Origin of the sequence: Nonlabens dokdonensis, assembly GCF_002162835.1 — a bacterium.
In the GTDB taxonomy this organism is placed as follows: domain Bacteria; phylum Bacteroidota; class Bacteroidia; order Flavobacteriales; family Flavobacteriaceae; genus Nonlabens; species Nonlabens dokdonensis_B.
Window position 1 is genome coordinate 1 of sequence record NZ_MAAX01000071.1, and the last position, 23,643, is coordinate 23,643.

Consider the following 23,643-nt stretch of genomic DNA (forward strand, 5'->3'; position numbering starts at 1 on the left):
AACTATTCATTTAATGGATGGAATGCGCAATCGGAAGATGGAGAGGTAAGAGTATTGTTTTGATTAGATTCACGCTTTCGCGAAAGCGAGATAAAAACAAAAGAGCAGCTTTTCTTTCTAGACAAACTGCTCTTTCTATACAACTAGGTAAGACTATCTTTTAATAACCTTTCCAGTATTTTTATTGCCTTGATCATCGGTAATGGTATAAAAATAAATGCCATCTATCTCTCTACTTAAGTCAATTTCCTTGGTAAGATCATCTCCGTGAAACACCACTTTTCCTGAAGAATTAGCTATTGTGAGTTTATAATTTTTGCCTTTTTCAAATCCTGAAAACTTGATTATAGAATTGGTAGGATTTGGATACGTCTTAAATTCTATCTCCTCAAAGTCATAACCATCTGTACCGCATACTGGACCTCCTTTAAATCTGTGGGTTGTAGTATCACTACATGTTTGTGTTCCGTTAGTTCCTGTAACAGTTATTACAGATTGAATCACTCCATTTTCACAATCTACTGGAATTAGATCAGTTTGTGGATTCCCCTCAGAATTTAAATATCCTGAAACATTTAAAACAGTGCCGTCTTGAAAAGTTAACTGAATCGAAATGTTGGTTACACTCCAGCCTGGGGCCAAATCCAAAGGTGCCACAAAAACTAAATTTATATCTGTTAGCAAATTCAAATCCTTTGCTGGTCCAACTTCTATTCCACAGGTGTCTACAGGTATAACTGTGAAAGTCTCACATGATTGAATACACTCTCCATTAATAAAACGAGTAAGTCTCACATTTACACTACCTACGGTTGAAGTCACATTGATGCTTCGAGAAGTATTGGCGCCATCTATTGAAGCTGTGGCATTACAATTTTCAATTGTCCAATAGTAAGCCTGAGCACTTGCGGCAGTGAATGTTCCATTTCCATCATGAGTGATATCGTTTAGTGGATCATCACAATTTGTGCATTGACCGTATGTTATTGAAGTCACTCCTATAAAAAGGAATAGGGTCATTAAAAAAGTGTTTTTTAAATACATAATAAAATATTTCAAATTTCCTACTCATTCGCTTTTCGGTTACCGCGGTAGATAATTACTTAACTACAGGACAAACTTATAGGTTAAGCAAGGACCGGTTTGAGCATATTCAAATTAACCAGTGTTGCTTTCATATTTGGTAATTTTGTTTTCAAAAAAATGAAGTGTCAATATTCTAGACAAACAAAAAAAGTACGTTTTGTAGTCAAGACAATGACACTGTTACCTAAAATAAAGTAATGGTACTAAAAAAAGACCCAGTGGTAAAACCACTGAGTCTAATTAAATAATTTGTAATGCATTAGATAAATTACAAAATGAATTATTTACAATTTGGAAAGGTTAGTATTTCCTAAATTAGATAGAAATGTATTTACGTCAAAGTTGACATAGGAATATGGATTTCCATTGGATAAGTTAGGTCTAGATAATACAATTGCACGATTATTATCTACCGTACTATTGTCTACAATAACTTCTTCTGAGTAAACTGCGCAGCGCTGTGAACGTTTGCCCCTAGGAATATAAATTGTTGGCGTGTCATAAATAAAGGTTCCTAAATTAGAAGAATTAGCATTTAATGGATGGCCGACTGTATATATATCCTCTGGATTTGGAGAGGCTTGAATTACAATTTCAGTATTGTTAAATATTAAATTATTGATTAAAGATAAAACCATTGGAGAAGTTTGAGCACTATCTGTTTCTGGTGCAGGATAGGGAACAGGAGTCTGTCTAGGAGGCCATGGTTGACTGTCTGGAGTTGTAACTGTCTCAAAAATATCTCTACATCCTTCATAATTTATAATTGCATATTGTGCAAGGTACTTATAGTGTCTTAAAAACATACTAGAATTTTGACCTGTAAACAAATCACTCATTAAAACAGAGTTTGTTGAGCTGTTTAGAGAGCTAAATACATAGTTTTTATCGTTACTATCTAATCTCATTAGTTCTCCAACAATAAAAGAATTCCTAGCTAACATTTCTTTATGGTCTTGATAATTCAATAAGATTCCATTATTTGCTCCTCTTTTTGAAACGTTATCTTCAAGAGACGCCTTGTTATCAATTTCTTTTATTTCATCCGTTTCACAGGAGAAAATAAATAACAATGCTATAAGCGGTAAGTAAAATTTCTTTTTCATAACAATTTTTAATATGATAACTAAAATAAAACCTATTTCCTTCAAGAAACTTTTGTTTTCAAATACACAAGAAACACTTTCAAATTTGCAGGAACTCAATTCATTTTTGACATCACTAGTTTTAAAATAGCATCTTTATTTCTTCCAGAAACTGGAATTTCAATTTTATCTTGAAGAATTATGGTTCCTGATTTTAAAAACTTGGTTACGTAATTTGTATTTATAATATAGGATTGCTGACAACGTACAAAATTGAGTTCAGGCAGAAGTTCTACCGCATATTTAAGTGGTTTAGAAATCAATACAGAAGATTGACCATTAAGATAAAATGTAGTGTAATTGCCCTCAGATTTACAATACATCAACTTATCTAACTTCACTAAATGTATGGTGTCAGAGGTTTTTAAAACAATATGTTCTTTTTGTTCTGTCTTATAAAAGTTAGAAGCAACACCAGCCATCATTGTAGAATCAGATTTTGCTTTTGATTTGATATTAGTTAGCGCTTTATTTAAAGCTTCTTCTAGTTCCTCTTCATCAATGGGTTTCAATAGGTAATCTAAAGCACCAAGCTTAATCGCTTTTATCGCTTTATCGTCAAAACCAGTTATAAAGATGAGTTCAAAGTTGATGTCATCTAATTGATCTAATAACTCAAAACTAAAACCGTCTTCTAGTTCTATATCTAGTAGAACAATATCAGGTTGAGTTGACTTAATTAATGCTAATCCTTCTTTGATGGATGTCGCCTCACCTACTACCTTAATTTCTTCATTAAACTCTGCTCTAATCTGTTCTATTAAAAAATCACGGATGTATTTTTCGTCGTCTATTGTTATAAGTGTATATGCCATAATTAGTTGGTCGGTATTTGAAATTCAACAACGGTTCCTGTACTATTTTCTTGATCGAGAAAACTAATGGAAAGCTCGCTACCTGTAGCTTTTTTAATAAAGTTAGAAATCAACTTTACTGAAGCTGATTTCTTAGATGAATCTTTCTTGATGGCATAACCAGTTCCGTTATCCATAATCTTACAAAGCAGCACCTTACCTAATTTAGAAGAGTTATTAGACAATTGAATTTCAATCCATCCACGCGACTCTATTCCTTTAAATCCGTGCTCGATTGCATTTTCTACAAATGGCTGGATCAACATAGGAGGTATTTTGATCGTACTATCATCAATACCTTCATAAAGTAGTAATTGATAATCAAAAAGCTCTGGAAACCTCAATTTTTGTAAATCTAAGTAGTTTTTAAGCACCATTATTTCATCCTCTAAAGGCACGTAATTTTCCATAGAATTTTCTAAAACAGTACGTAATAACCTTGAGAATTTAGTAATGAATCGAGCAGCAGATTTTGCATCATTTCTCACTAAATTTTGAATGCTACTCAACACATTAAATATAAAGTGCGGATTCATTTGCGCTCTTAATAAGCGTTGATGAATTTTCAAATTAGCGATTTCGTGATCCCTTTTCTGTTTAAAAGTAAAAAAGAGGATCCCTAGTAAGCCGATTATTAAAATCGAACCAATAAATAAAACTTTGTTTCTAAAGTTGAGCTTTTCAATTTCGGTTTGTTGTTTTTCTTTAAGTAATTGTTCTGATTTTTGTTTTTCATCGACTAGCAACTCCAGATCTTTAGTAAATCTATTTTGATAAAAAAGATCTTGATCCTTTTGTGTTTTATCAATTAAATCTTCAATTCGTTCATTTGAAATTTGAAGGGCTCTTGCAAGTCTCAATTCATATTTAAAGACACTGACTCTTATATCATTTTCGACCTTTTCTTGTTTAATACTTTTAAAAGAATCAAGATAAACACGAGCTTGCTCATAATCTTCAAGTTCAATATAAGCTTCAGCAATATTGGCATAATCGATAGCAACGGCATTATACTTGCCATCTTGATCTATTTTCTTATTAAGATTTAAAGATCTTTTGTAGTAATCAATTGCATCTTTAAAATTGCCTTGATAAAATTTTTGAATCCCTATTTTAATAAACAGTCCTTGCTGTTGACCAAAATCTAAATCATTTCTTTTTTTAAGGTCGTCAAGTATTTTATTTGCTTCTTCAAGTCTACCTAACTTAAAAAGAATATCACTTTTCAAAATCAACGCGGTTATAATACTACAACTATTTTTATTGTTTTTTAATAAATTATAATATTCTTCGTTTGATTTTAAAGCCTCATTATATTGACCTGAAGCTAAATAAAGATATTGCTCGATATTTATGATAGTCAAAATATGTTCTTCGACTGGCTTTAAATCTTTCTCTTCGTATTCTTTCAGTAAAGCTAGTGCATCGCCATATTCATCCTTCATACGATGAATTCCTATCAAACTGATGTAATATTGAAAATAATCACTAGACTTATTAGAATTACAACGGTCGATGGCTTCTCTGTAGGCATTCTTAGCTTTTTCTAAATCACCATTTTCATAAAATTTTATTCCTTCCTGATAATACTTTTCAGAAATAGGAATACTATCCGTTTGTGAGCTAGCTGGGTTCTCGTTATTTAAAACAGACGTAGCCTTATCACAACTGGATAAACATAAAATACCTAAGAAGAATAACAGAAATTTCAATTTATGAGAACGGTTTGATTGGTAAATCTACAACGCATCACTATTTATAGCAAAATTTGCCTACTGATATAACCTGTGTATTTCATATTCATTTAACAATCCCGCTTTCGCGAAAGTGATAACAAAAGTTAGTTTTTTTAGGATGACGAGATAAACTTTCATCTAATCAGAAACTGTTTTCAAGGAATCAACTCTACCACTTAACAAAGCCTTGTTTAGAAAACCTTAACATAGTTTCATATTAGATTTTTAATAAAGGGGAATGAGGATAATTTATCCTGTCTACGGACTACCCTTAGAAAATCTAATTATGGGTGTTCTTGTTACTAGATTACAAATTTTACCGGTCTTATTTTGTTTTATCCTGACCGTAAGCTACGCACAAAAGGAAGAACAAAAAAAGTTACCAGTACAATTAACTGGTAGTATAGGTTTTAATTATGACTATTATTCCTTTTATCAAGAGAACTACTCCAGTTTCAGACCTCGATTTCCTGAAAATTTACTTCGACTTAATGCTCAAATGAGCATCAATTTTGGTAAACATTTTAGCATTCCTATAAGTGTTAACGTTACAAACCAAGAGGTTCTTTACAACTTACCAAGTGTTCCAGATGAGAGTCCGCTAGATTATATTCAAAATCCAGCAAACAACCTAAGTATCAATCCTAAATATAAATGGGCTCAAGGATTCTTTGGTACGCAAACACCTCAGTACACACCGTTAACAACAGGAGATATCCCCATGTTTGGTTTAGGAATGGAAATAAATCCTGGTAGTTTTATATTATCTGCTGCCTTTGGTACATCGCAACGTGCAATAGAACCTGATATTTCTCTCAACATTCCTGGCGCCTATGAGCAAAGTATAACCATGGCTCGCATAGGAGTAGGAAAACTAGAAGGATCTAAATTTACGGTAAATGTGGTACGTGTAAGGGATCATATAAACTCTGTAACGATCGATCCCATAGGAATTGAACCCATTGAAGGTATAACTGTCTCACCTTATGCAGAATTTAAGCTATTTAAAAAACTCCAAATTAGAACCGAGACTGCTGGATCTATATTCACCAGCGATCTTTTTAACAATGGTACTATTGATGAAGATTATGTTACAGCCGTTGAGGATGTTATCACAATAAATGCCAGTTCTACGGCAGATTTTGCTCACAATTCTCGTATAGACTGGAAAGGAGATAAATTTCAAATAGGTGGTGAAGTGCAGTATATCGGGCCAGGATTTTTACCGGTAGGTTATCGATTTGTAGAACGTGATATATTGGATTATAAAGTAAACACTGGTATGAAACTCTTTAAGGATAAACTTAATCTTACAGGTAGTTTTGGAATACGCACTAATAACTTAAACAATACAAAATTATCTTCTTCTGAACGTGTTATTTCAAATGTGAATGTTTTTGCACAAGTAACAGAGTCGTTTTCATTGAATGTGAATTATAGTAATTTTGGTTTTAATAATGATGCCAATATTTTAAACCAGCGCATTGAATTAATAAATAATTCTATCACGGTTTCTCCTTCTTACACCATTAAAGGTGAGAAATACCTGCATTTAATATCCGGTAATGTCGCATTAAATAGTTTTGAGCAATTTGATGTTGTTAGTAACGCTTTCGCGAAAGCGGAAAACTCCACCTACTCTCTCAACTATAATATTTCCTTCTTACAAATACCATTAAATATAGGGTTACAGAGCATTTATCTAGAAAATCAATTACCTACCGGAGATTTTAACATGCTCAATTATGGCCTAACAGCTAGTTATAAATTGCTAGATAAAAAACTTACTCCTTCTATTGGATTCAATTATGCCCATGTAGATGTTCCAGGATTTACAACCGACAATAGAAGTAATTTCAACTTAAAATTAGGTTATAAACTCACTAAAAAACTACAGTGTAAACTGCGGTATCGATATACGAATTTTAGTTATGGAAACTCAAGACCAGGAGGATTTCTAGGTCAGAACAGAGTTCAATTTTCTATTCAACAACGATTTTAAAATACAGGATTATGAAAAATATATTATTAGTGCTAGTATTTATTACTTCCTGCAACTGGACAGAAGCACAGTTACAAGCAACGCTTAATGTAGATTCAAATCCTACACCAGAATTAAGTGAATGGACTAATCGTAATAACCTAGCGATCCTTACGGTAACTAATCCTTCCGCTGGATCTACTATAGATTATCGCATCAAAGTAAGTTTATTACTAGATGGAGATTTAAAAGTAGTGACAGACGATACCGTGCCATTAATGATGGCTGACTTTGGAACAGAAACATTCCTCGCAGACGAATTGATCCCTTATAACGCCGTACAATTTGTTGACCCTAGTTTTAGAGATCAATTATCTCGTACAGGTATGTTGCCGCCAGGTTCTTATAGTTTTTGCGTAGAGTTAGTAGGTAGTGATGGTCGCAGTCTTACGCAACCAGAACAAATATGTCGTCCTATGATCATAACTGATTATCAAATGCCAGAATTGTTATCTCCTATCGGTGGTATGGAAATAGATCCTTTATTGATTAATAGCCTGATGTTTCAATGGACACCATTAGTCCCAATACCAGACGCTATGACTGGTATTACCTATTTAATCGCAGTTAGTGAAGTTCAAGCTGGACAAACTCCTAGCCAAGCTTTTAGTATCAACTACCCTATTATAGAAGAAGAAGTTACCATAGGAACTCAATTTACATGGCCGCTGGACATTCCTGCACCAGATGAAGACCAGCAGTATGTTTGGGGAATCAAACCTATGACACTTGAAGGCAATACCTATAGAGCTCAAAATAATGGATTTGCGGATTATGGAGTTTTCAACATACGAGGCACAGATAATGGAAATTCTACAACTCGTTCCAGCGAGCAAACAGTAATAAATTGTAATATAAACCCAGTAGACCTAAGCGATGATTTATTTTTTATTGCAAATAGTAGTCTAACTACACTTGATTTAAATGGATTGAGCGTAATGCAAAATAGATTTTGGCTACAAGCAGCTGGAATCATTGATCCTACTAAGTATGAATTGATAACCACTATTAGTTGGGGTTGCAGCCATCAAATGGAATTTATCAATTTCAATACTACATCAATATTACACGATTATAATACAACTCAAGACAGCAGCTTTAATATTCCGCCAAGTATAAGCATTAACATGGAATTGCGTCCATTAATTGCTGGCCTCACTTCCTGTAGTATTGAGGTAGTAAAGGATGTAACAGCAACAACCATATATAATGAAGAATCTTGCAACTTTCCATCTCAAAGTGATTTTGAAAGAACTATAAGCTTTATAAATTCTACCTCAAGTGCTGATCCTTTGAAAATTGAATTAGCTGATGTAGCTGCATTTACCTCGCTGATAGAACAAGAGTTTTTAACTCAAGGAACCAACAGAAGTATTGATACTGAGCTATTAATTAATTACGATAATGGAATTCACTCTACACCACAAAATAGCTTCAATGGAAGCACTATAAATGTGGATCATACCTATACGATTAATTGCTTTGATGGAAGTGAATATCCTACTGAGGTTTGTTTTACCTATGTTACAGAAAGAAGGATCAACGGAGAACGATTTACTTGTGAAAAAACATATTGTATCCAATTACCAGATGAAACCATAATGGCATTAGACGATTTAGGTAATCCTGAAGATGTTGGTGAACTAGATGACACAGCTGATGTTAATCCAAATGCAGGAGAAACAGATCAACAATGTGAATGCTTAGATGGTAATGTGGTATCCATACCGAATCTTGAAATAAGACATACTCAAAGTGTTTCAGATGAAAATAATCATGTAGTTTATATTCCAACTGCTCAAGCGGAATTAGATTCTATTATAGAATGTATGACCACAAAAAAGAATTTTGATGGGATAGAAAATATGGATGGAGATCCTGAATACGGTTTACAATCCCAATTTTTTATTGGGACAATTTCTTATGACTGGCAAACCCAAAATACTACTGATAATTTTTCAAATATTCATACCTATGAAACTAGTAATGGCGATACCAGTGTCATCCCTACTAGCATAACGGTTACCTTCCATATTGTAAATACGAATGCAAATATAGATTGCTATTTCACGCAAGAGGTTGCTGTTCCCACTTTAATCAATTCTACCGATGAGACAGAAAACGTTGAAAGCACGGAAGAAGAAGCAGATTGTGATTGCGATCTTACACCATTAGTGGAGCCCATAATTGAAATTCAACAATTAGAGCCCAATAATTATCCGCGGAAATTAAACCTGATTAATGTAACAGCTTTAAGGGATTATTTAATAGGTTGCAAATCTACGTACAATTCAAATCCTGAAGACTATACTATAGAAACAACGATTAACTGGGATAGTGATCATTCTGAAACTGCTATTCAAGGCAACAATGCGTTTGAACATCAATATAGTGCAATATCCCATGAAATTCCAGAGGAAATTTGTATTACATATACTATTAGCCCTAAACATGGGATTGAGAGAGAAACTTGTGTTAAAGAATTTTGTATTCCTGTCCCTCAAAATTTGCAAGACCTGAATCAAGGAGACACCGAAACTTCAACTGTTGCTGTAGGTGATATTATTCATGCTGGATTCTCACATGAATTTGAAGTAGAAGTGACAGAAGTTTCTGTAGATTCAACAAATCAGTTAACAGGTAAAGGTCATGTTTTTGTCGATTGGATAGCAGCTCGTGTAGCAGTAAAATTTACTGACATTACCGTCGATACTAATAAAAATTTACTGACAGGTAAAATTTTAGGCGAAGTTTACGATGCACCAGCACCGGTATATCCGCAGGCATGGGCAGAAGAAATAGTATCTAATAGCTCACTAGCTAATAACACAGCAAACTCTGTTGCAAACTGGGGAAATGATATCGTAGGAGATGTAATAGACTGGACTAATGATACATCTGGTGACGCCGTAGATTGGGTAAATAACACAGCTGGAACTGCTATTAATGCTCCTAATATCGGACAGCAATCACCGATTCCGACTGGACCATTAAATCAAAATACGTCTCCTGTAAAAATGCCGTTAGGCGTTAATTATGCAAATGGAGATCAGTTTGCCATGACAGAAATAGTCTTCAGACCAAATTTGTCGGAATTTAATCTAGTAGCTGCAAAAAACACACCTCCTAGCTGGCAAGGTCCTGGCGAAGATCCTCAACTTATTGGATTTATCGCAAAGAATATAAAATTTCACCCTACGAATGTTGAAACGCCACCGGGACGTTTAGAATTGTTAGAAAATGTTACAGTAGGTAACATGAATAACAAAATTACTTTTGAGTTTATTAGTCCTGCAAATAATCCACAAGGTGGTTGTTATATAGAATGGGATGAAAACGGTTTCTCTCAATTCGGTATTGAACTAGAGACCACTTTTACTAGAGATTGGTTAGTACCTGTTCCAGATGATGGAAGTTCTCGTACTGCTGCAAATTTTCAAGCAATTGTTCAAGACTGGAACGATATGGTGTTAACTGGAAACCTAGAAGAGTGTGAAATTGTAGATTCTCAAGGAATGACCATTCTCGCAGGTAATATTTCCTTTGACATGTCAGATACCATTAACCCTAATAATCTTCAATCTGCAAGCGATTTTCCTTCTAATTATACGGGAGAAAACACCATCCTGTTCAGAGGTTTTCACATGGAACAGCTTACTGTAGGAATGCCTACATCATGGCAAACTAATTTAAATGGCGTACCTCAACTTTCCATATATGATATGATTATAAATGATACTGGTGTGACTCTAGTTGCTGAGGCAGAAAATGTAGCTGGTTTCAGAGATGCAAGCGTGGCTGACTTAATTGCCAGTATCGATACTGTAAGAGTGGATATAAGAAGTAGTTCTTTTCATGATGCTTATGTAAAAGGACGAATAGGACTGCCTGTTAGTAAAGGAGATTCCATTCAAAATCCATTAAAATATAAAGCCTTATTTACCACAGCGACTTCACCTTCTTCGTTTCAGTTAACCATTGAACCTACAGGACCGATAAATGCAAACTTATTAAAGGGAACGATGGAGTTAACTCCTACTTCAAACATAGTCGCTTTGGTGGATAAGAACAAGAAGACTTTTGACATAGATTTACATGGTAATTTTGTTTGGGATGATGTAAAATTAGGGCCTGTGAAACATGTCAATATGGATCTAGGGTTTCAAGGAATTAAGATGAATTACGATTCTAGTTTATCCAGCAATAAATTTGATTTTGAGCCAGGTACTTGGGCATTTGCGAGTCCGCAAAAATTCTTATCTAATTTTCCAGTGACTATTTCAAATATTGATTTTGAAACTAAAACAAATACAGGTAATCAATTGATTCACGGTGATCTAAAGTTCGATGTTATTTTTAATCTTACAGAAGATATAGGTGGACAAACGAAAATGGCTGTAGAGGTTGCTATAGAAGATAATCAAGGTAACTCAACGAGTAAATTCAAACCTACATATATCAGTACTGGAATAGACGATATCTCTATTTATGCTCATTTACCAGCAGTATCTATTGATGGTACCATACAATTTAGAAACGATGATGCTGTTTTTGGAAATGGATTTAAAGGAACACTTGAAGCCTCTTTCAAAACGCCAAGTATAGGAATATCTGCCTTAGCAGAGTTTGGCAATACAAGTTATCAAAACAATGGTACAACCTATAGATACTGGCGTGTTGAGGCAGCTGCAAAATTTTCTCCTGGATTGCCGTTTTTACCAGGTTTATCATTTAACGGTTTTGGCGGTGGCGCTTACAAAAATATGGAGAGTACTTTAGTCCCGACCGCTGGTGCGGTTCCTGCGCATTACACCTTTTCTCCTAAACCTAGTAATCTTGGTTTCATGGTAGAGGCGACCATCGCTAACTCTGCAAGTCCAGACTCTTTTAATGCAGATGTTGGTTTAAATGGCCAGTTTTCCCAATCTCAAGGATTAATAAATATAGGTTTCACTGGTGATTTTTATATCGGTGGTCCAATAACGCCACAATCTGAAAGAGATAAGGCACAAGTAAAGGGTAGTGTTTTAGCAGACTATAATTTTCCAGATAAACACTTTACATTAAATGTAGATGCAAACGTGAATACAGAGAATATTTATACACCATATCCTGCAAACCTTAATGTGGATATAGACGGTAGTACTAATTTATGGCATTTTAAATTTGGGCAACCTTCTGCATTAAATACCGTAAATGTCTTCGGGATCTCTTTATATGAATATTTGACATTTGGAAATAATATAGAATCTCCAGATGGATTTACTCCAATTTTTAAAAATGGATGGGCAGGAGTTTTTAATGGAGGCCAGCCAGGTATTCCAGTTACTAGTGGTGTCGATGGGAATTCTGCCTTAGGAAAGGGTTTTGCTTTTGGGATAGGTTTTCAATTTGAAAAGAATATTAACAAAAATATCGTAGGCAGCTATGATATCAATCTAGATCTTGCTGCTGGGGCAGAAATTAACCTAAGCATGATGAAAAAACTAGATGTTAATTGTGCTGATTCCAGTAAAGACTTTGGCCTTAATGGATGGCGTGCTAGAGGATCACTTGGATTTTATGCCTCAGTTGATGCTTATGTTTCTAAAAATTCCAGTAGATGGGATTTGTTAAATGTAAAAGCTGGTGGATGGCTAGATGGAAAATTCCCTGGACCTACTTACGTTGTAGGCGAGGTACGTGCAGAAGTGAAAATAGGTGGAATTACTAAACGCGTGCACAATATACAAGGAGATTGTGGAAGATGTAGAAACGATGGTAATCATGTTAATTACCTACATTCATGGTCACATGGAAAAATTGGTAGGCCATTAAAAACATGTCAACACTGGGAAACTATATATTTAGTAAATAGAAGTTTTCAATCTAATTTTGAATGGGGAACAGATTGTAATGGCAGTGTTCCTGTGCCAACTCAATCTTTTGATCAAGAAGATGCCGCTGGAGATCAAGCACAAAGATTGATCACTTACATACATCCTGATCCTCCTACGGTTACTTATAACTTCCCAGTTGATCAGCCTATTGCTATAAAATTTGGTTTAAGCCCTGAAGATGAATTTGATGTTGGGGAACAACAAAGTACAGGTGCTGTTGTGAATAGAACTTTTAAACTCGAACGAGAAGTTAAATTATATATTGATGCTCAAGATAACAATACTTTTGTTGAAGTTCCTAGAGCTAGCACGTTTGGAGGGAATGCAAATCCTACTGGATGGATAAAACATGATAATAATTTAGGAGAAGAACTTTATGTAGTAGGGACTTTATCTGCTCAGTCAGTAAATGGTACCATTAATCAAAGTCTAGCTCCTATTCAAAATTCAGTGATACCTTCAGGAAATTCCAATAATGGAACTTCATCAAATAGTGCGATGCAAGTTGCTAACATGTCCCTAGCAACTATGGGAAGTTCGGGACTTAATACCGGAGCTTTTAGTAATAATACATTAGCGAGTACAAATTCTGGGCCAGCAGTTATGTATCCTGCTCCACCATCTACATCTGGTCCGGCGATCACTCCACCACCATCAGGTGGAAGTTCTGGACCTGCAAATTATGGAACATTACCACCGGCAGCACCACCAGTTACAAATGACCTACAGGTAAACAAGACTTATAAAATAGTAGTCGTAGCAACGTTAAAAGAAAAAATCAATAATAATTGGGTCAACGCTACCGATTCTGATGGCAATGCGGTTACAGAGACTAAAGAAAAAACAGTAAGAACTGGACCTATGCAAGTTGTAAGTGTTACTGCGAGCGCTACTAATTCTAATATGAATGTAATGGCATCACCTGGCGGCACATCTGGACCAACTACTAATTCTACTCCATCTGTATTTTCTAGACCTAGAGCAACAGCGGTAAATAGAAATGTACTCGCTAGAAACAGAGCTATGTTAAGACGTAATTAAAAAGTTCAAAAGATCACAATTTTTCAATTAAAGAAAAAACTATGAAAAAAATTATAATATTATTCTTATTTGCGTTGACTTCATTGCCTTGTCTAGCGCAATTTGAAGAAGAATTAAATCCATCTAGCACCATCAATGTAATAGGTAGATATGTAGATAACGCCGTTGAATTAATTTATTTTCCTGATAAAAATAAAGCGCTCTATCAAGGTTTGAAAAAAGGGTTTGTTATTGAAAGAGCAGATTTTAATGAACTCAATGATACTTTAATCTATAAAAAAATTGCAGAGGTTTTTCCTTATCAGGAAAATGAGTGGTCTAATTTATTAAGTAGCACTACAGAAGATTTGAAAAAAGATGTAACTCTAGCCAAAGAATTCTACGATAAAAGAGATGAAAAACGAGGTGGAAAATTTTCTTTTGATAAAGGTATTAAAGAAATGCAAGAGCAAAAATTCAAAGAAGATTTTGAATACATCATTTTTGTAATGAATGCTGTAAAAAATAATAAGGTTGCTCGCGCTTTAGGATTATCCTATACTGACATAACTGCTCAGGAAAATCAACAATACGTTTACCGCATTTCTTTAAAAGAAAAGATTACAGATTATACCGTAGGTGAAGGTATGTTTCTTATGGAAACCATTAAAGAAAGTCTAAAAACTGAAAGAGACATTTACGTTAAAACTTGGGATAAAAAACTGACTTTCATTTGGGATGAGAATGATATGATCACCGGTGCGCACGTGGAACGTAAGAATAATTCGACTGGTGAATTTGAGTTGTTAAACAGCAAGCCAGTCTTGAAGTCAGACCCTACTTCTACCAGAAATAGTTATACTGATGAAAATCTCATCAATTATACAGAATATACCTACCGTTTTTATGGTTTCAATCCTTTTGGAGAAAAACAATATTTTGGAACAGCAACAGGAATGCCAGTCGACTTAACACCACCAGTAAACCCATCCATAATTAGCGGTAAAAACGATCAACCAGAAGAGGTGAATATTAGGTGGGAAATGCCCGTTATGGAACCAGACTTAAAAGGATTTGTTGTCGCACGATCTATTAAAAACAAAGGTGATTTTAGAGTTTTACATTCTAATTTACTACCTAAAAATACGACCAGCTATACCGATAAAACGTACAGTAAAGAAAAAGACAATTATTATGTGGTGCAGGCGATAGACACTACAGGTAACATAAGTTCTTCAAGTCCTTACTTTGTTACTATCATAGATTCTATTCCTCCAGTAAAACCTAGTTTTTTAAAAGGTAAAATAGATTCTTTAGGAATTGTCACTCTTGATATTGAACTTAATAAAGAAAGAGATTTAATGGGGTATCGATTATTTAGATCTAATGCTGCAGAGCATGAATTTTCTGTAATTAGTGAAGGTTTTCATGAAAAGGATACCATCTATACAAAAGCAATTACCGTTTTTAAAGATACAGTGACTTTAAAATCACTAACACCGTATATCTATTATAAAATCAAAGCACTCGATTATAATTTTAATCAGTCCGATTATTCTGATGTATTAAAAGTGAAAAGACCAGATTATATTGCTCCTGAAACACCAGTATTTAAAAATGTAAAAGTTGGTAAAAAATTCATAGAGTTAGAGTTTATTTTGAGCAGTAGTGAAGATGTCGTGGCACAAACTTTATATAGAAAAACAGATATTAAAGAGCCTTGGGTAAAGTATGCAGAATTACAAAATGATCAAAAGAAATATATCGACAAAAAAGTGATAACCGGAGTCAAATATTATTATAGTTTACAGGCGATAGATGACAGTGATAACCGCTCTAATTTTTCAATTCCAGTGATGGGAAAACCCTATGATGATGGTATGCGCCCTACTGTGCAAAATTTAAGGTTAATTACAGATAAAGATCAGGTATTATTAGAATGGGACTATAAAGAAATGAATGAGCAAACCTATTTTGTAATTTATAAAAAAAATAAAAAAGGACAATTTGTACAGTATAAAAAAAGTGATGTGTTACGCTTTCGCGAAAGCGAGAAAAACAAAAGCACCTATGCTATTAAAGTTTTTACCACTGATGGTGGCCAGTCCAAATTAAGTGAACAAGTAAGCTTTAAATAGTACATTAGTATTTATGTTAAGATTTTGGGTTATAATAGCTTTCTTCTGCACCATTAACTGGTGTGCCTCCCAAACGACCATTAACTATTCTGAAAAAGATGGACTACCTAGTAATCATGTATATAAAATTACACAAGATATACATGGGTTTATATGGATCGCAACTGATGAAGGCCTAGTTAAATTCAACGGGACAGATTTTAAGACATTCACAACTAAAGATAGATTACCTACAAATGATATCTACAATCTATTTCCTGCTAAGGATGGGAAATTGTGGTATGTAGCAAAAAGTACCAGTTTAGGGTATATTTTAAATGATATTGTTTTTGATTTCAAAAACGTTAAAGAAAACATAGGAATGAATCCTTTTTTTCCAGGTTTTACAGGAAACGATCTTATAGCGTCGAGTTCTAATACCTCTCATATTATAAACAATGATAAAAAATGGGAAAATATGGAGTATAATTCTAATGAAGATTATATAAATCAGGCCTATTTAATTCATCCTAAATATAAAGGAGTAGTTGTTCTTAAAAACGATATTAACAAGTTAGCAGTTATTACTAATGAGGATAAGTTTATTACTGTTGATGATGGTAGCTTTAACTATCTGAGTCACTTAAGAATGCAACTTACTGATAGTCTCTTTATAGCGTTTACAAAGCACCATTATGGATTTTTAAATTTAAATAATTTAGAAACAAAAATTTACTCTTATGAAGACCTTTTAGACACATCTACTATTAAATATTGTCGCATTCATTTAGTAAATAATTCTTTGCAATTGTCTGGGGAAAATATAGTAGCCTTATTAGATCAAAATTTAAAAGTAAGTAAGGTGATTAATATTCCTAAAAAATGGAAATCACACTTCTCATTTATCGATCGAGAAAACAATGTCTGGTCGGCGTCATTCACAAATGGTATTTTTAAATATTCTATAAAGGAAGAGTCAATTATTAAGGAATTTAGCGATTCTAAAATAAATGATATTAAACGTGTAGATGATGATATAATTGCTCTTGTTAGTGGTAAAGGTTTTTATAAATATAACTTAAAAATTAATCGTTTTGTGCCTCACATCTCTACCAGTCATTTTCTTCATGACGCTCAATATTTAGAAGAATTAAATTGTTCTTACTTTATTACTAGACAAAAAATTTATAGCAATAATCAAGAAAAGAAAACAAGCCAAACCACGAATGAAGTATTAAGTGAAATAAGCCGTTCTATGGATTATCATCAAGACTATATCTATAGTCATGTTTCTGGTGGAATAAATAAAATAGACCCTAACAATTTAGAAAACAGAAAACTCTTAGAATTAAATAATGTACGTTGTGAAGTGTCATTTCAAGGAAAACTTTTAGTAGGAGTATCCAACGGATTATATGAGCTTGCGGATGAAGAATTTAAAATAGTCCCATCGCTCTCAAATTTTAAGAAACCTGTTATAGATTTATTACCCATAAATCAAAAATCCATAATATTATGTACTGGCGGATATGGTGTTTATATTACCGATTTAAACAATATAGAACTATTAGAAGGAAGTGAGTTTCTCAAAACTAACCATCCTTATTTTGAAGATAATCATCTTTATTTGCCTAGTAATAAAGGAATTTATCATTATGAATATGTAAATGATAAATTCCTACTTAAGAATATATGGAATAATACTAATGGATTGCCTACTAACAAAATTAATGGTGTGGAGAAGTTAGGTAATTTACTACTTATAGCTACTAATCAAGGTATAATACATTTTCCTTTAGATTATCAGCCTGAACAAGGTTTACTAGACATTTATGTAGAAAACATGGTGTATGCAAATAAAAATTTGAATAAAGGCTCTGAAATCAAATATCAGTCAAAAGGTGATTTACAAGTCGTAGTAAAATCTATAGATTTCAGAAGTAATTCAAAATTAAATTACGAGTTTCAATTATCACCTACTCAAAAAAATTGGACTGAAACTTCCTCAGCAAATTTGCGGTTTTCTGACCTGCCTCCAGCAGATTATGAATTAACTCTAAAAAGTGAAGGTATTGTAAACTCCTTTTGCTTTTCGATAAAACCAATGTGGCACCAGTCCTTATGGTTTTATATTCTCCTACTTTTAGGCAGTATAACTTTGATAATTTTTACCACTAAAACAGTGACCAAAAATCTTGAGGAAAAGAAGAACAAGGATGCGTTGCGATCACAACAATTATCAGATCTACAGTTAAAAGCATTACGTTCTCAAATGAACCCACATTTTGTATTCAATTCACTTACTGCAATACAGTATTACATAAATGAGAATGATTTTGAAACGTCCGATATTTATTTAGTCAAATTCTCCAGATTAGTTCGAGAATTTTTTGAACTAAGCAAAGAGCAATGGATTAATATTGAAAGAGAAATTTCATTACTTAAAAACTATCTAGATCTAGAAAAACTACGATTTAAGAACAAATTGAATTATGAAATAATAGTAGATCCCGATTTAAACCTGAAAGAGAAACTACCTTGTATGCTGTTGCAACCCATTGTAGAAAATGCAGTTAATCATGGTGTCTTTAACAAAGATATTCCTGGTAAAGTAACTATCCGATTTAAAAAGTTGAATTCACAGCATATTCAAATTTATGTGCAAGATGACGGAATAGGTTATTCTTTAAATAAAGAAGATCAACGCTATAAATCTTCTACAGTGTTAGAGGATCGTTTAAGATACCTAAATGACTCTAGAGTATGGGAAATAAAAATTAAGCGTAAATCCTTAACCGCAGATGATAAATATCCTGGCCATAAAGTGATATTTGACATTAAAAAAAACAGCAATGAAAATCTATAAAGCGATACTAGTAGATGATGAGCATACTGCACTTCAAAATCTCAAGAATAAAATTGAAAAGATTAGTAATCAAATAGAGATAACAGCTATTTTTCAAGATCCTATAAAAGCTATAAAATCCATCAATGATCTAGAACCTGACATTTTATTTACAGATATACAAATGCCAGGACTTAACGGCTTTGAGTTAATTAATAGGATTGATGAATTAAAATCTCAAGTAATTTTTTGCACCGCTCATGGAGAATACGCATTAGAAGCAATTAAACTTAACGCTGTCGATTACTTGCTTAAACCTGTAGATAATACAGAGCTTAAAGAGGCCATAGATAAAGCTATTTTAAATATAGAAAAGAAGCATTCAGATCAAAATGATAATCTAGTAGAACTTCTCAATAAGATTATTGATCGCGACCATAAACTGAAGGTTCCTACGCAAAAAGGTATTTCTTTTATTCCTCAAGAAGAAATTATTCATTTAGAAGGTTATGATGGCTATACAAAAATTCATCTAGTAGATGGTAAAACGATCACCAGTTCCTATAGTTTAGGAAAATTCAGTAATTACTTAGATGATAATTTCTTCAAGTGCCATAAATCACACATTGTTAATATTAAATCTGTTAGGGCGTTTGAAAACGAGGGTTATGTGGTAATCGGTGATGCGTATAGAGTACCGATTACTAAAACTTATAAACAAGCTTTTCTAGATTTATTTAATTAGTACTATTGCGCTTTCGCGAAAGCGAGAAAAAAACAAACACTGTTAAAAGAATAGCTTTACCTATTTAATTAGGAATTATTCCATAATTTTGGAACATTTCCTAATTAGATGACTTTTGAATTTTAAAGAACAATATTATAGCATTGTAGATATAGAAACTACGGGCAACCGAATGAGCAACAATCGCATGACCGAGATATGCATTGTGCGAATGTTAGGTGATAAAATAGAAGAAAAGTTTACTACTCTTATCGATCCAGAAAGTCTTATTCCAGACTTTATAACTGGCCTTACTGGTATCGATAATGAAATGGTGGCTAGCGCGCCACTTTTTTCTGAAGTGGCAGAAGAAATAGATCGCATGACGCGCGATTGTATTTTTGTGGCGCATAACGTCAACTTTGATTACAACATTATACGTAATGAATTCAAACGCATAGGATTTGATTTTAAACGTAAGAAGCTTTGCACTGTTAGACTTTCACGAGAACTTATTCCTGGAATGAACTCTTATAGTTTAGGAAAGCTTTGTAATTCTTTAGGGATTCATCTTGAAAATCGACATCGTGCGGAAGGTGATACAGATGCAACGGTAACGCTATTTCAAAAACTTCTTGAAATAGATGAAGATGGTGTTGAGTTTGCTAAATTTCTAAAAGGTAGCAGTAAAGAAGGAACCTTTCCACCACATTTGGATCGCAACCTTTTTCACAATTTACCAGATGCGCCTGGTGTTTACCTTTTTAAAAATCAAGCTCGCAAGGTGATCTATGTCGGGAAAGCGATTAGTTTAAAAAAACGTGTGCTTTCTCATTTTTATTCTAAAACGAGTAAGTCCTATCTCATGTGTCAAGAGATTCATCACATAGAACATATTCCTACCGGTAATGAACTTGTTGCCTTGCTTCAAGAAGCAGATTTGATACGACATTACTACCCAAAATTTAATAGTGCGCAAAAAAAACCTCGTAAGGCTTACCAAATTTTGCATTATAAAAATCAGTTAGGTGTGATTCAATTTGCCGTTGGGCTGGTAAAATCTTATGACTATTCGGTAGTAACTCATTACAATCGTGCGCATGCCGTAGAACAATTAGAGCAACTCTGTGAAGACTTTAATCTATGTCCTCGTTACTGTAGTTTTAAAACTCAAGCCGATTGCACTTCTCATTATAAAATAAAAAACTGTAAAGGTGTTTGTAAAAAGGAAGAATTAGTTTCTCTTTACAATATAAGAGCCACTCAAGCAATAGCATCTTTGCACAACCAAAATCCGAATTATATCATTAAACAACCTGGACGTACGGCTGAGGAAAGTTGTTTTGTAATGGTAAAAGATGGTGAATATCAAGGTTATGGTTATGTGGATCAATATGCATCGATTGCTTCCATTTCAGATTGTGAAGATTTTATAGATCGCAAGGTGGCAAATTACCATACTAATCAAATCATAAGATCCTATTTAAAAAAGTATGGAGAGCAAAATGTGATTTTTGAAAACAAGAATGAAGAAGCAATGTATAGTAGTTGATAAGTAAATTCAGATAGCTTAATTAATCGATTAGCCCCATTCATATTTAATAACTATTTGTTTTAAGACAATCGCTTATTTAAATGAATAGAAAATTAATGTGTTAATACCTCAAATCGATAAAACACTCCTTCTTTTACTAGAGGTAATTTACTTTTTAAAAACAATAAACCGTAATTTAAATATTTACATAATTTAGAAATTATTATTATTATTCACCTCAAATAGTACTGATAACTTAACAAAAGCTGCTAAATAATTAAGAATTATTTAAAATACACTATGCGTGCATAGCTTTATATTTACATCAAAAAAAAAGCTCATGGATTTAATAATTTCTCAAAACGGTTACAGCGACTATAAACGTAAAACTATAGAGTCTAATGAGGATCATACTGAGGATTCACAAAATCAAAACTCAAACGTCCCGTATCAAAGTTACTTATAGCGCAAAAAAAAATCCGATCTTACGATCGGATTTTTTTTTATCTCTCTTCTCTTTCTTTCTCCATAAATTCTTGATAATCTTTAGCAAGTTTATCCTTCTCTTTTTCTGTAAGTGCTTTTCCAGCAAGTTGAAACACTTCTTGCTCTTCTTCATCTAAGTGATGCTCTACTTGATGAGCTAGTTCTTTCATGTATACTAGCCACGCGCTGCTACTCATGTCAGTATCTTCTAGTTTTTCAACAAGTTCATCCATTTCATGATGCTCAGCAATGCTGTGTCTTGCTTTTTCTTGAGTGAGATCTTCTTCGATTAATGGTACGTAGAAAAAACGCTCTTCAGCATCAGCATGTATAGCAAGCTCTCTCTTAAGTTTGTTAAACATATTCCTTCTAAGGTCATTATCTCCAGACGTGTTGACTAATTTATCAATTAAAGTTCTCTGGATCTCATGGTCTTCTCGTAATGCTTCAAAAATATTCATATGGTTAGTTTTAAATTAAAAATTATAGTTGTAGACTTCCTGACTCTCCTATTTTTGTCTCGTCTCCTGTTACTTTAGTGTAGGCTAGCTTAGCCAGAGTAACAATTGCGTTAGTTTTTGTATCCCAATAATGTCCTTCACTAGGTGAAAATATAAGCACTATAAGTGTAGGGTCATCCTTGCCTTCAAACCAGTTGTTATCTAGATTATCGTAGTATTTATCAATTAATTCCTTATTCTTAGAGATCACAGTAGATCCATAAACACTTAAAAACTCTTTTGATGAATTATCAGAAAAAATCAATTGCGTTCTATTATCCTTTTCGATATTTGAGTTGTGCTCACTTGTTGATTTACTAAAGAAAATCACATCACCACTATCTAGAATTTTTTTTGATCCCATAGGTATAGCATGAATAGGCGCTTTACCCAGGTTAGTCAGCATCATTGCGGTCTTGATATCTCTAGTCATTTCTAGATATTTTTCTCTGGCCTCTTGTTGTATTAGATTTTTAGTACTCATTTTTTATTTTCAATTTACTTTAATAAAGTAGGAATTTTACTAATTAAATATGAATTAACTTCTTATTCACATAGCGACTGGTAGTATGGAATAGTGTTTAAATTGTTCCGCTTTCGCGAAAGCGGTATAATAACCAGCTGCCTGTATAGTATTTAAGCGTCTACTATATTATTATCATCTGCTTCAAGGATTTCTTCAATATCCTTATCAGTCACTTCACTTCCTTTATCGGTCACGATAAGTTCTTCCTTGTACTTTAAGGCTTTAGAGTTAGGTGTAATACCGTTCCCATATCTGGTAGCATATACCAAAATAAATTCGGCACCATAGAATAAAATCAGGCAGGAATAAGAAACCCAAAGAAGTAGTAAAACAATTAATCCAGCGGCACCGTATGCACTAGCTGGTGAAGACTGTGTGAAATATATCTCTAGTAAAAATTTACCAGTTTCAAATAAAATACCTGTGAGTAATGCTCCTGGCCATACCAGCTTCCATTTAAGGCGTGCATCAGGCAAGTATCTAAACATGAGCCCGAATAGGAATGAAATAATCGTGAGAGAAATTATAAAATTTATGGCTAAGGCTAATTCGCCTAGATATTCTGCAACATTTGCTTGAATCCAGTCTTGTAATACGGCAATTACTGCAGATAGAATAAAACTGATCATGATTAAAAAACCTAATACTAAAATGAATCCAAAACTTTTTACTCGATCGGTAAGCATTTTCCACCATGGAGTTTTAGGGTTGATCTTAAGTTTCCATATCTTATTAAGAGCCAGTTGCAATTGATAGAACACTCCTGTAGCTGCAAAAACCAGTGTAACCATACCTATGATATTAGATATCCAGCTTTCATCATCTAATCTTGCTGCTTGCAACATCTCATTTAAATCTGATGCCGCATCATAACCTATTAACGAGGCTAGACCATTAGTTAATCTACCTGTAGAAATATCTTCTTTCCATACGGTACTGATAACATTGATCATAATAACCATAAGTCCTGGAAGTGCTAAAATTGCGTAGTAGGCAACACTAGCGCCTAATTGCCACACATCATCACTGTTCCATTTTTTTGCACTATCCCATAAAAGAGATGGTAAATGCTTCCATTTAAATGATTCTGTTGGTACTGTAGCCTTCATATATCACGAAGTAACTAAGAAATTAACAATAATTCTAGCGG

General features: G+C 33.5%; 15 protein-coding genes. 8 read left to right on the forward strand and 7 right to left on the reverse strand.

The annotated features are described in order from the left end of the window. Nucleotides 1–17 precede the first annotated feature (17 nt). On the forward strand, nt 18–164 hold the full coding sequence (locus A9Q93_RS04045; RefSeq protein WP_303686092.1) for a hypothetical protein: 147 nt from the start codon (nt 18–20) through the stop codon (nt 162–164). Here A9Q93_RS04045 and A9Q93_RS04050 read toward each other — a convergent pair. The 4 genes from A9Q93_RS04050 to A9Q93_RS04065 form a co-directional block, all read right to left on the reverse strand. Next, entirely contained in the window at nt 154–1,020 is an 867-nt protein-coding gene (locus A9Q93_RS04050) for a T9SS type A sorting domain-containing protein (protein WP_303686093.1), read from the reverse strand. The two genes, A9Q93_RS04045 and A9Q93_RS04050, sit on opposite strands and share 11 nt — an antisense overlap. Nucleotides 1,021–1,370: 350 nt before the next feature. Beyond that, nucleotides 1,371–2,237, reverse strand: coding sequence for a hypothetical protein (locus A9Q93_RS04055; protein ID WP_303686094.1), 867 nt, complete (start codon nt 2,235–2,237; stop codon nt 1,371–1,373). Nucleotides 2,238–2,287: 50 nt separating this feature from the next. Continuing rightward, a complete protein-coding gene (locus A9Q93_RS04060) occupies nt 2,288–3,046 on the reverse strand; it encodes a LytTR family DNA-binding domain-containing protein (protein ID WP_303686095.1) in 759 nt (252 codons plus the stop codon). 2 nt (nt 3,047–3,048) lie between these two features. Then, the gene (locus A9Q93_RS04065) at nt 3,049–4,797 is read right to left on the reverse strand and encodes a histidine kinase (RefSeq protein ID WP_303686096.1); all 1,749 of its coding nucleotides are present in this window, start codon (nt 4,795–4,797) and stop codon (nt 3,049–3,051) included. Between the two features lie 262 nt (nt 4,798–5,059). On the opposite strand from A9Q93_RS04065, the gene A9Q93_RS04070 reads away from it, so the two are divergent. From A9Q93_RS04070 to A9Q93_RS04100, 7 genes are all read left to right on the forward strand, one after another. After that, nucleotides 5,060–6,823, forward strand: coding sequence for a hypothetical protein (locus A9Q93_RS04070; protein ID WP_303686097.1), 1,764 nt, complete (start codon nt 5,060–5,062; stop codon nt 6,821–6,823). An 11-nt stretch (nt 6,824–6,834) separates the two neighbouring features. Beyond that, nucleotides 6,835–13,782: a hypothetical protein gene (locus tag A9Q93_RS04075; protein ID WP_303686098.1), complete on the forward strand. Its 6,948-nt coding sequence runs from the start codon at nt 6,835–6,837 to the stop codon at nt 13,780–13,782. A 41-nt stretch (nt 13,783–13,823) separates the two neighbouring features. Then, nucleotides 13,824–15,899 carry a fibronectin type III domain-containing protein gene (locus A9Q93_RS04080; RefSeq protein ID WP_303686099.1) on the forward strand — a complete coding sequence of 692 codons (2,076 nt, stop codon included), beginning with the start codon at nt 13,824–13,826 and terminating at the stop codon, nt 15,897–15,899. 13 nt (nt 15,900–15,912) lie between these two features. Then, nucleotides 15,913–18,744: a histidine kinase gene (locus tag A9Q93_RS04085; RefSeq protein ID WP_303686100.1), complete on the forward strand. Its 2,832-nt coding sequence runs from the start codon at nt 15,913–15,915 to the stop codon at nt 18,742–18,744. Further along, nucleotides 18,731–19,468, forward strand: coding sequence for a LytTR family DNA-binding domain-containing protein (locus A9Q93_RS04090; protein WP_303686101.1), 738 nt, complete (start codon nt 18,731–18,733; stop codon nt 19,466–19,468). Before A9Q93_RS04085 ends, A9Q93_RS04090 begins: the two co-directional genes overlap by 14 nt. Nucleotides 19,469–19,583: 115 nt before the next feature. Continuing rightward, nucleotides 19,584–20,999 (forward strand): exonuclease domain-containing protein, encoded by a 1,416-nt coding sequence (locus tag A9Q93_RS04095; protein ID WP_303686102.1) that lies wholly within the window; start codon nt 19,584–19,586, stop codon nt 20,997–20,999. Nucleotides 21,000–21,321: 322 nt separating this feature from the next. Beyond that, entirely contained in the window at nt 21,322–21,447 is a 126-nt protein-coding gene (locus A9Q93_RS04100; RefSeq protein ID WP_303686103.1) for a hypothetical protein, read from the forward strand. A 37-nt stretch (nt 21,448–21,484) separates the two neighbouring features. Here A9Q93_RS04100 and A9Q93_RS04105 read toward each other — a convergent pair whose 3' ends face one another. The 3 genes from A9Q93_RS04105 to A9Q93_RS04115 form a co-directional block, all read right to left on the reverse strand. Beyond that, a complete protein-coding gene (locus A9Q93_RS04105) occupies nt 21,485–21,928 on the reverse strand; it encodes a hemerythrin domain-containing protein (RefSeq protein ID WP_303686104.1) in 444 nt (147 codons plus the stop codon). Nucleotides 21,929–21,950: 22 nt separating this feature from the next. Continuing rightward, entirely contained in the window at nt 21,951–22,451 is a 501-nt protein-coding gene (locus A9Q93_RS04110; protein WP_303686105.1) for a pyridoxamine 5'-phosphate oxidase family protein, read from the reverse strand. Between the two features lie 152 nt (nt 22,452–22,603). Further along, nucleotides 22,604–23,602 carry a YihY/virulence factor BrkB family protein gene (locus A9Q93_RS04115; RefSeq protein WP_303686106.1) on the reverse strand — a complete coding sequence of 333 codons (999 nt, stop codon included), beginning with the start codon at nt 23,600–23,602 and terminating at the stop codon, nt 22,604–22,606. Nucleotides 23,603–23,643: the final 41 nt, after the last annotated feature.

Coding starts and splice junctions, on each gene's coding strand:
- A9Q93_RS04075 (WP_303686098.1), top strand. CDS start 6,835: ATGAAAAATATATTATTAGTGCTAGTATTTATTACTTCCTGCAACTGG.
- A9Q93_RS04110 (WP_303686105.1), bottom strand. CDS start 22,451: ATGAGTACTAAAAATCTAATACAACAAGAGGCCAGAGAAAAATATCTA.
- A9Q93_RS04060 (WP_303686095.1), bottom strand. CDS start 3,046: ATGGCATATACACTTATAACAATAGACGACGAAAAATACATCCGTGAT.
- A9Q93_RS04085 (WP_303686100.1), top strand. CDS start 15,913: ATGTTAAGATTTTGGGTTATAATAGCTTTCTTCTGCACCATTAACTGG.
- A9Q93_RS04070 (WP_303686097.1), top strand. CDS start 5,060: ATGAGGATAATTTATCCTGTCTACGGACTACCCTTAGAAAATCTAATT.
- A9Q93_RS04045 (WP_303686092.1), top strand. CDS start 18: ATGGAATGCGCAATCGGAAGATGGAGAGGTAAGAGTATTGTTTTGATT.
- A9Q93_RS04080 (WP_303686099.1), top strand. CDS start 13,824: ATGAAAAAAATTATAATATTATTCTTATTTGCGTTGACTTCATTGCCT.
- A9Q93_RS04115 (WP_303686106.1), bottom strand. CDS start 23,602: ATGAAGGCTACAGTACCAACAGAATCATTTAAATGGAAGCATTTACCA.
- A9Q93_RS04100 (WP_303686103.1), top strand. CDS start 21,322: ATGGATTTAATAATTTCTCAAAACGGTTACAGCGACTATAAACGTAAA.
- A9Q93_RS04105 (WP_303686104.1), bottom strand. CDS start 21,928: ATGAATATTTTTGAAGCATTACGAGAAGACCATGAGATCCAGAGAACT.
- A9Q93_RS04050 (WP_303686093.1), bottom strand. CDS start 1,020: ATGACCCTATTCCTTTTTATAGGAGTGACTTCAATAACATACGGTCAA.
- A9Q93_RS04090 (WP_303686101.1), top strand. CDS start 18,731: ATGAAAATCTATAAAGCGATACTAGTAGATGATGAGCATACTGCACTT.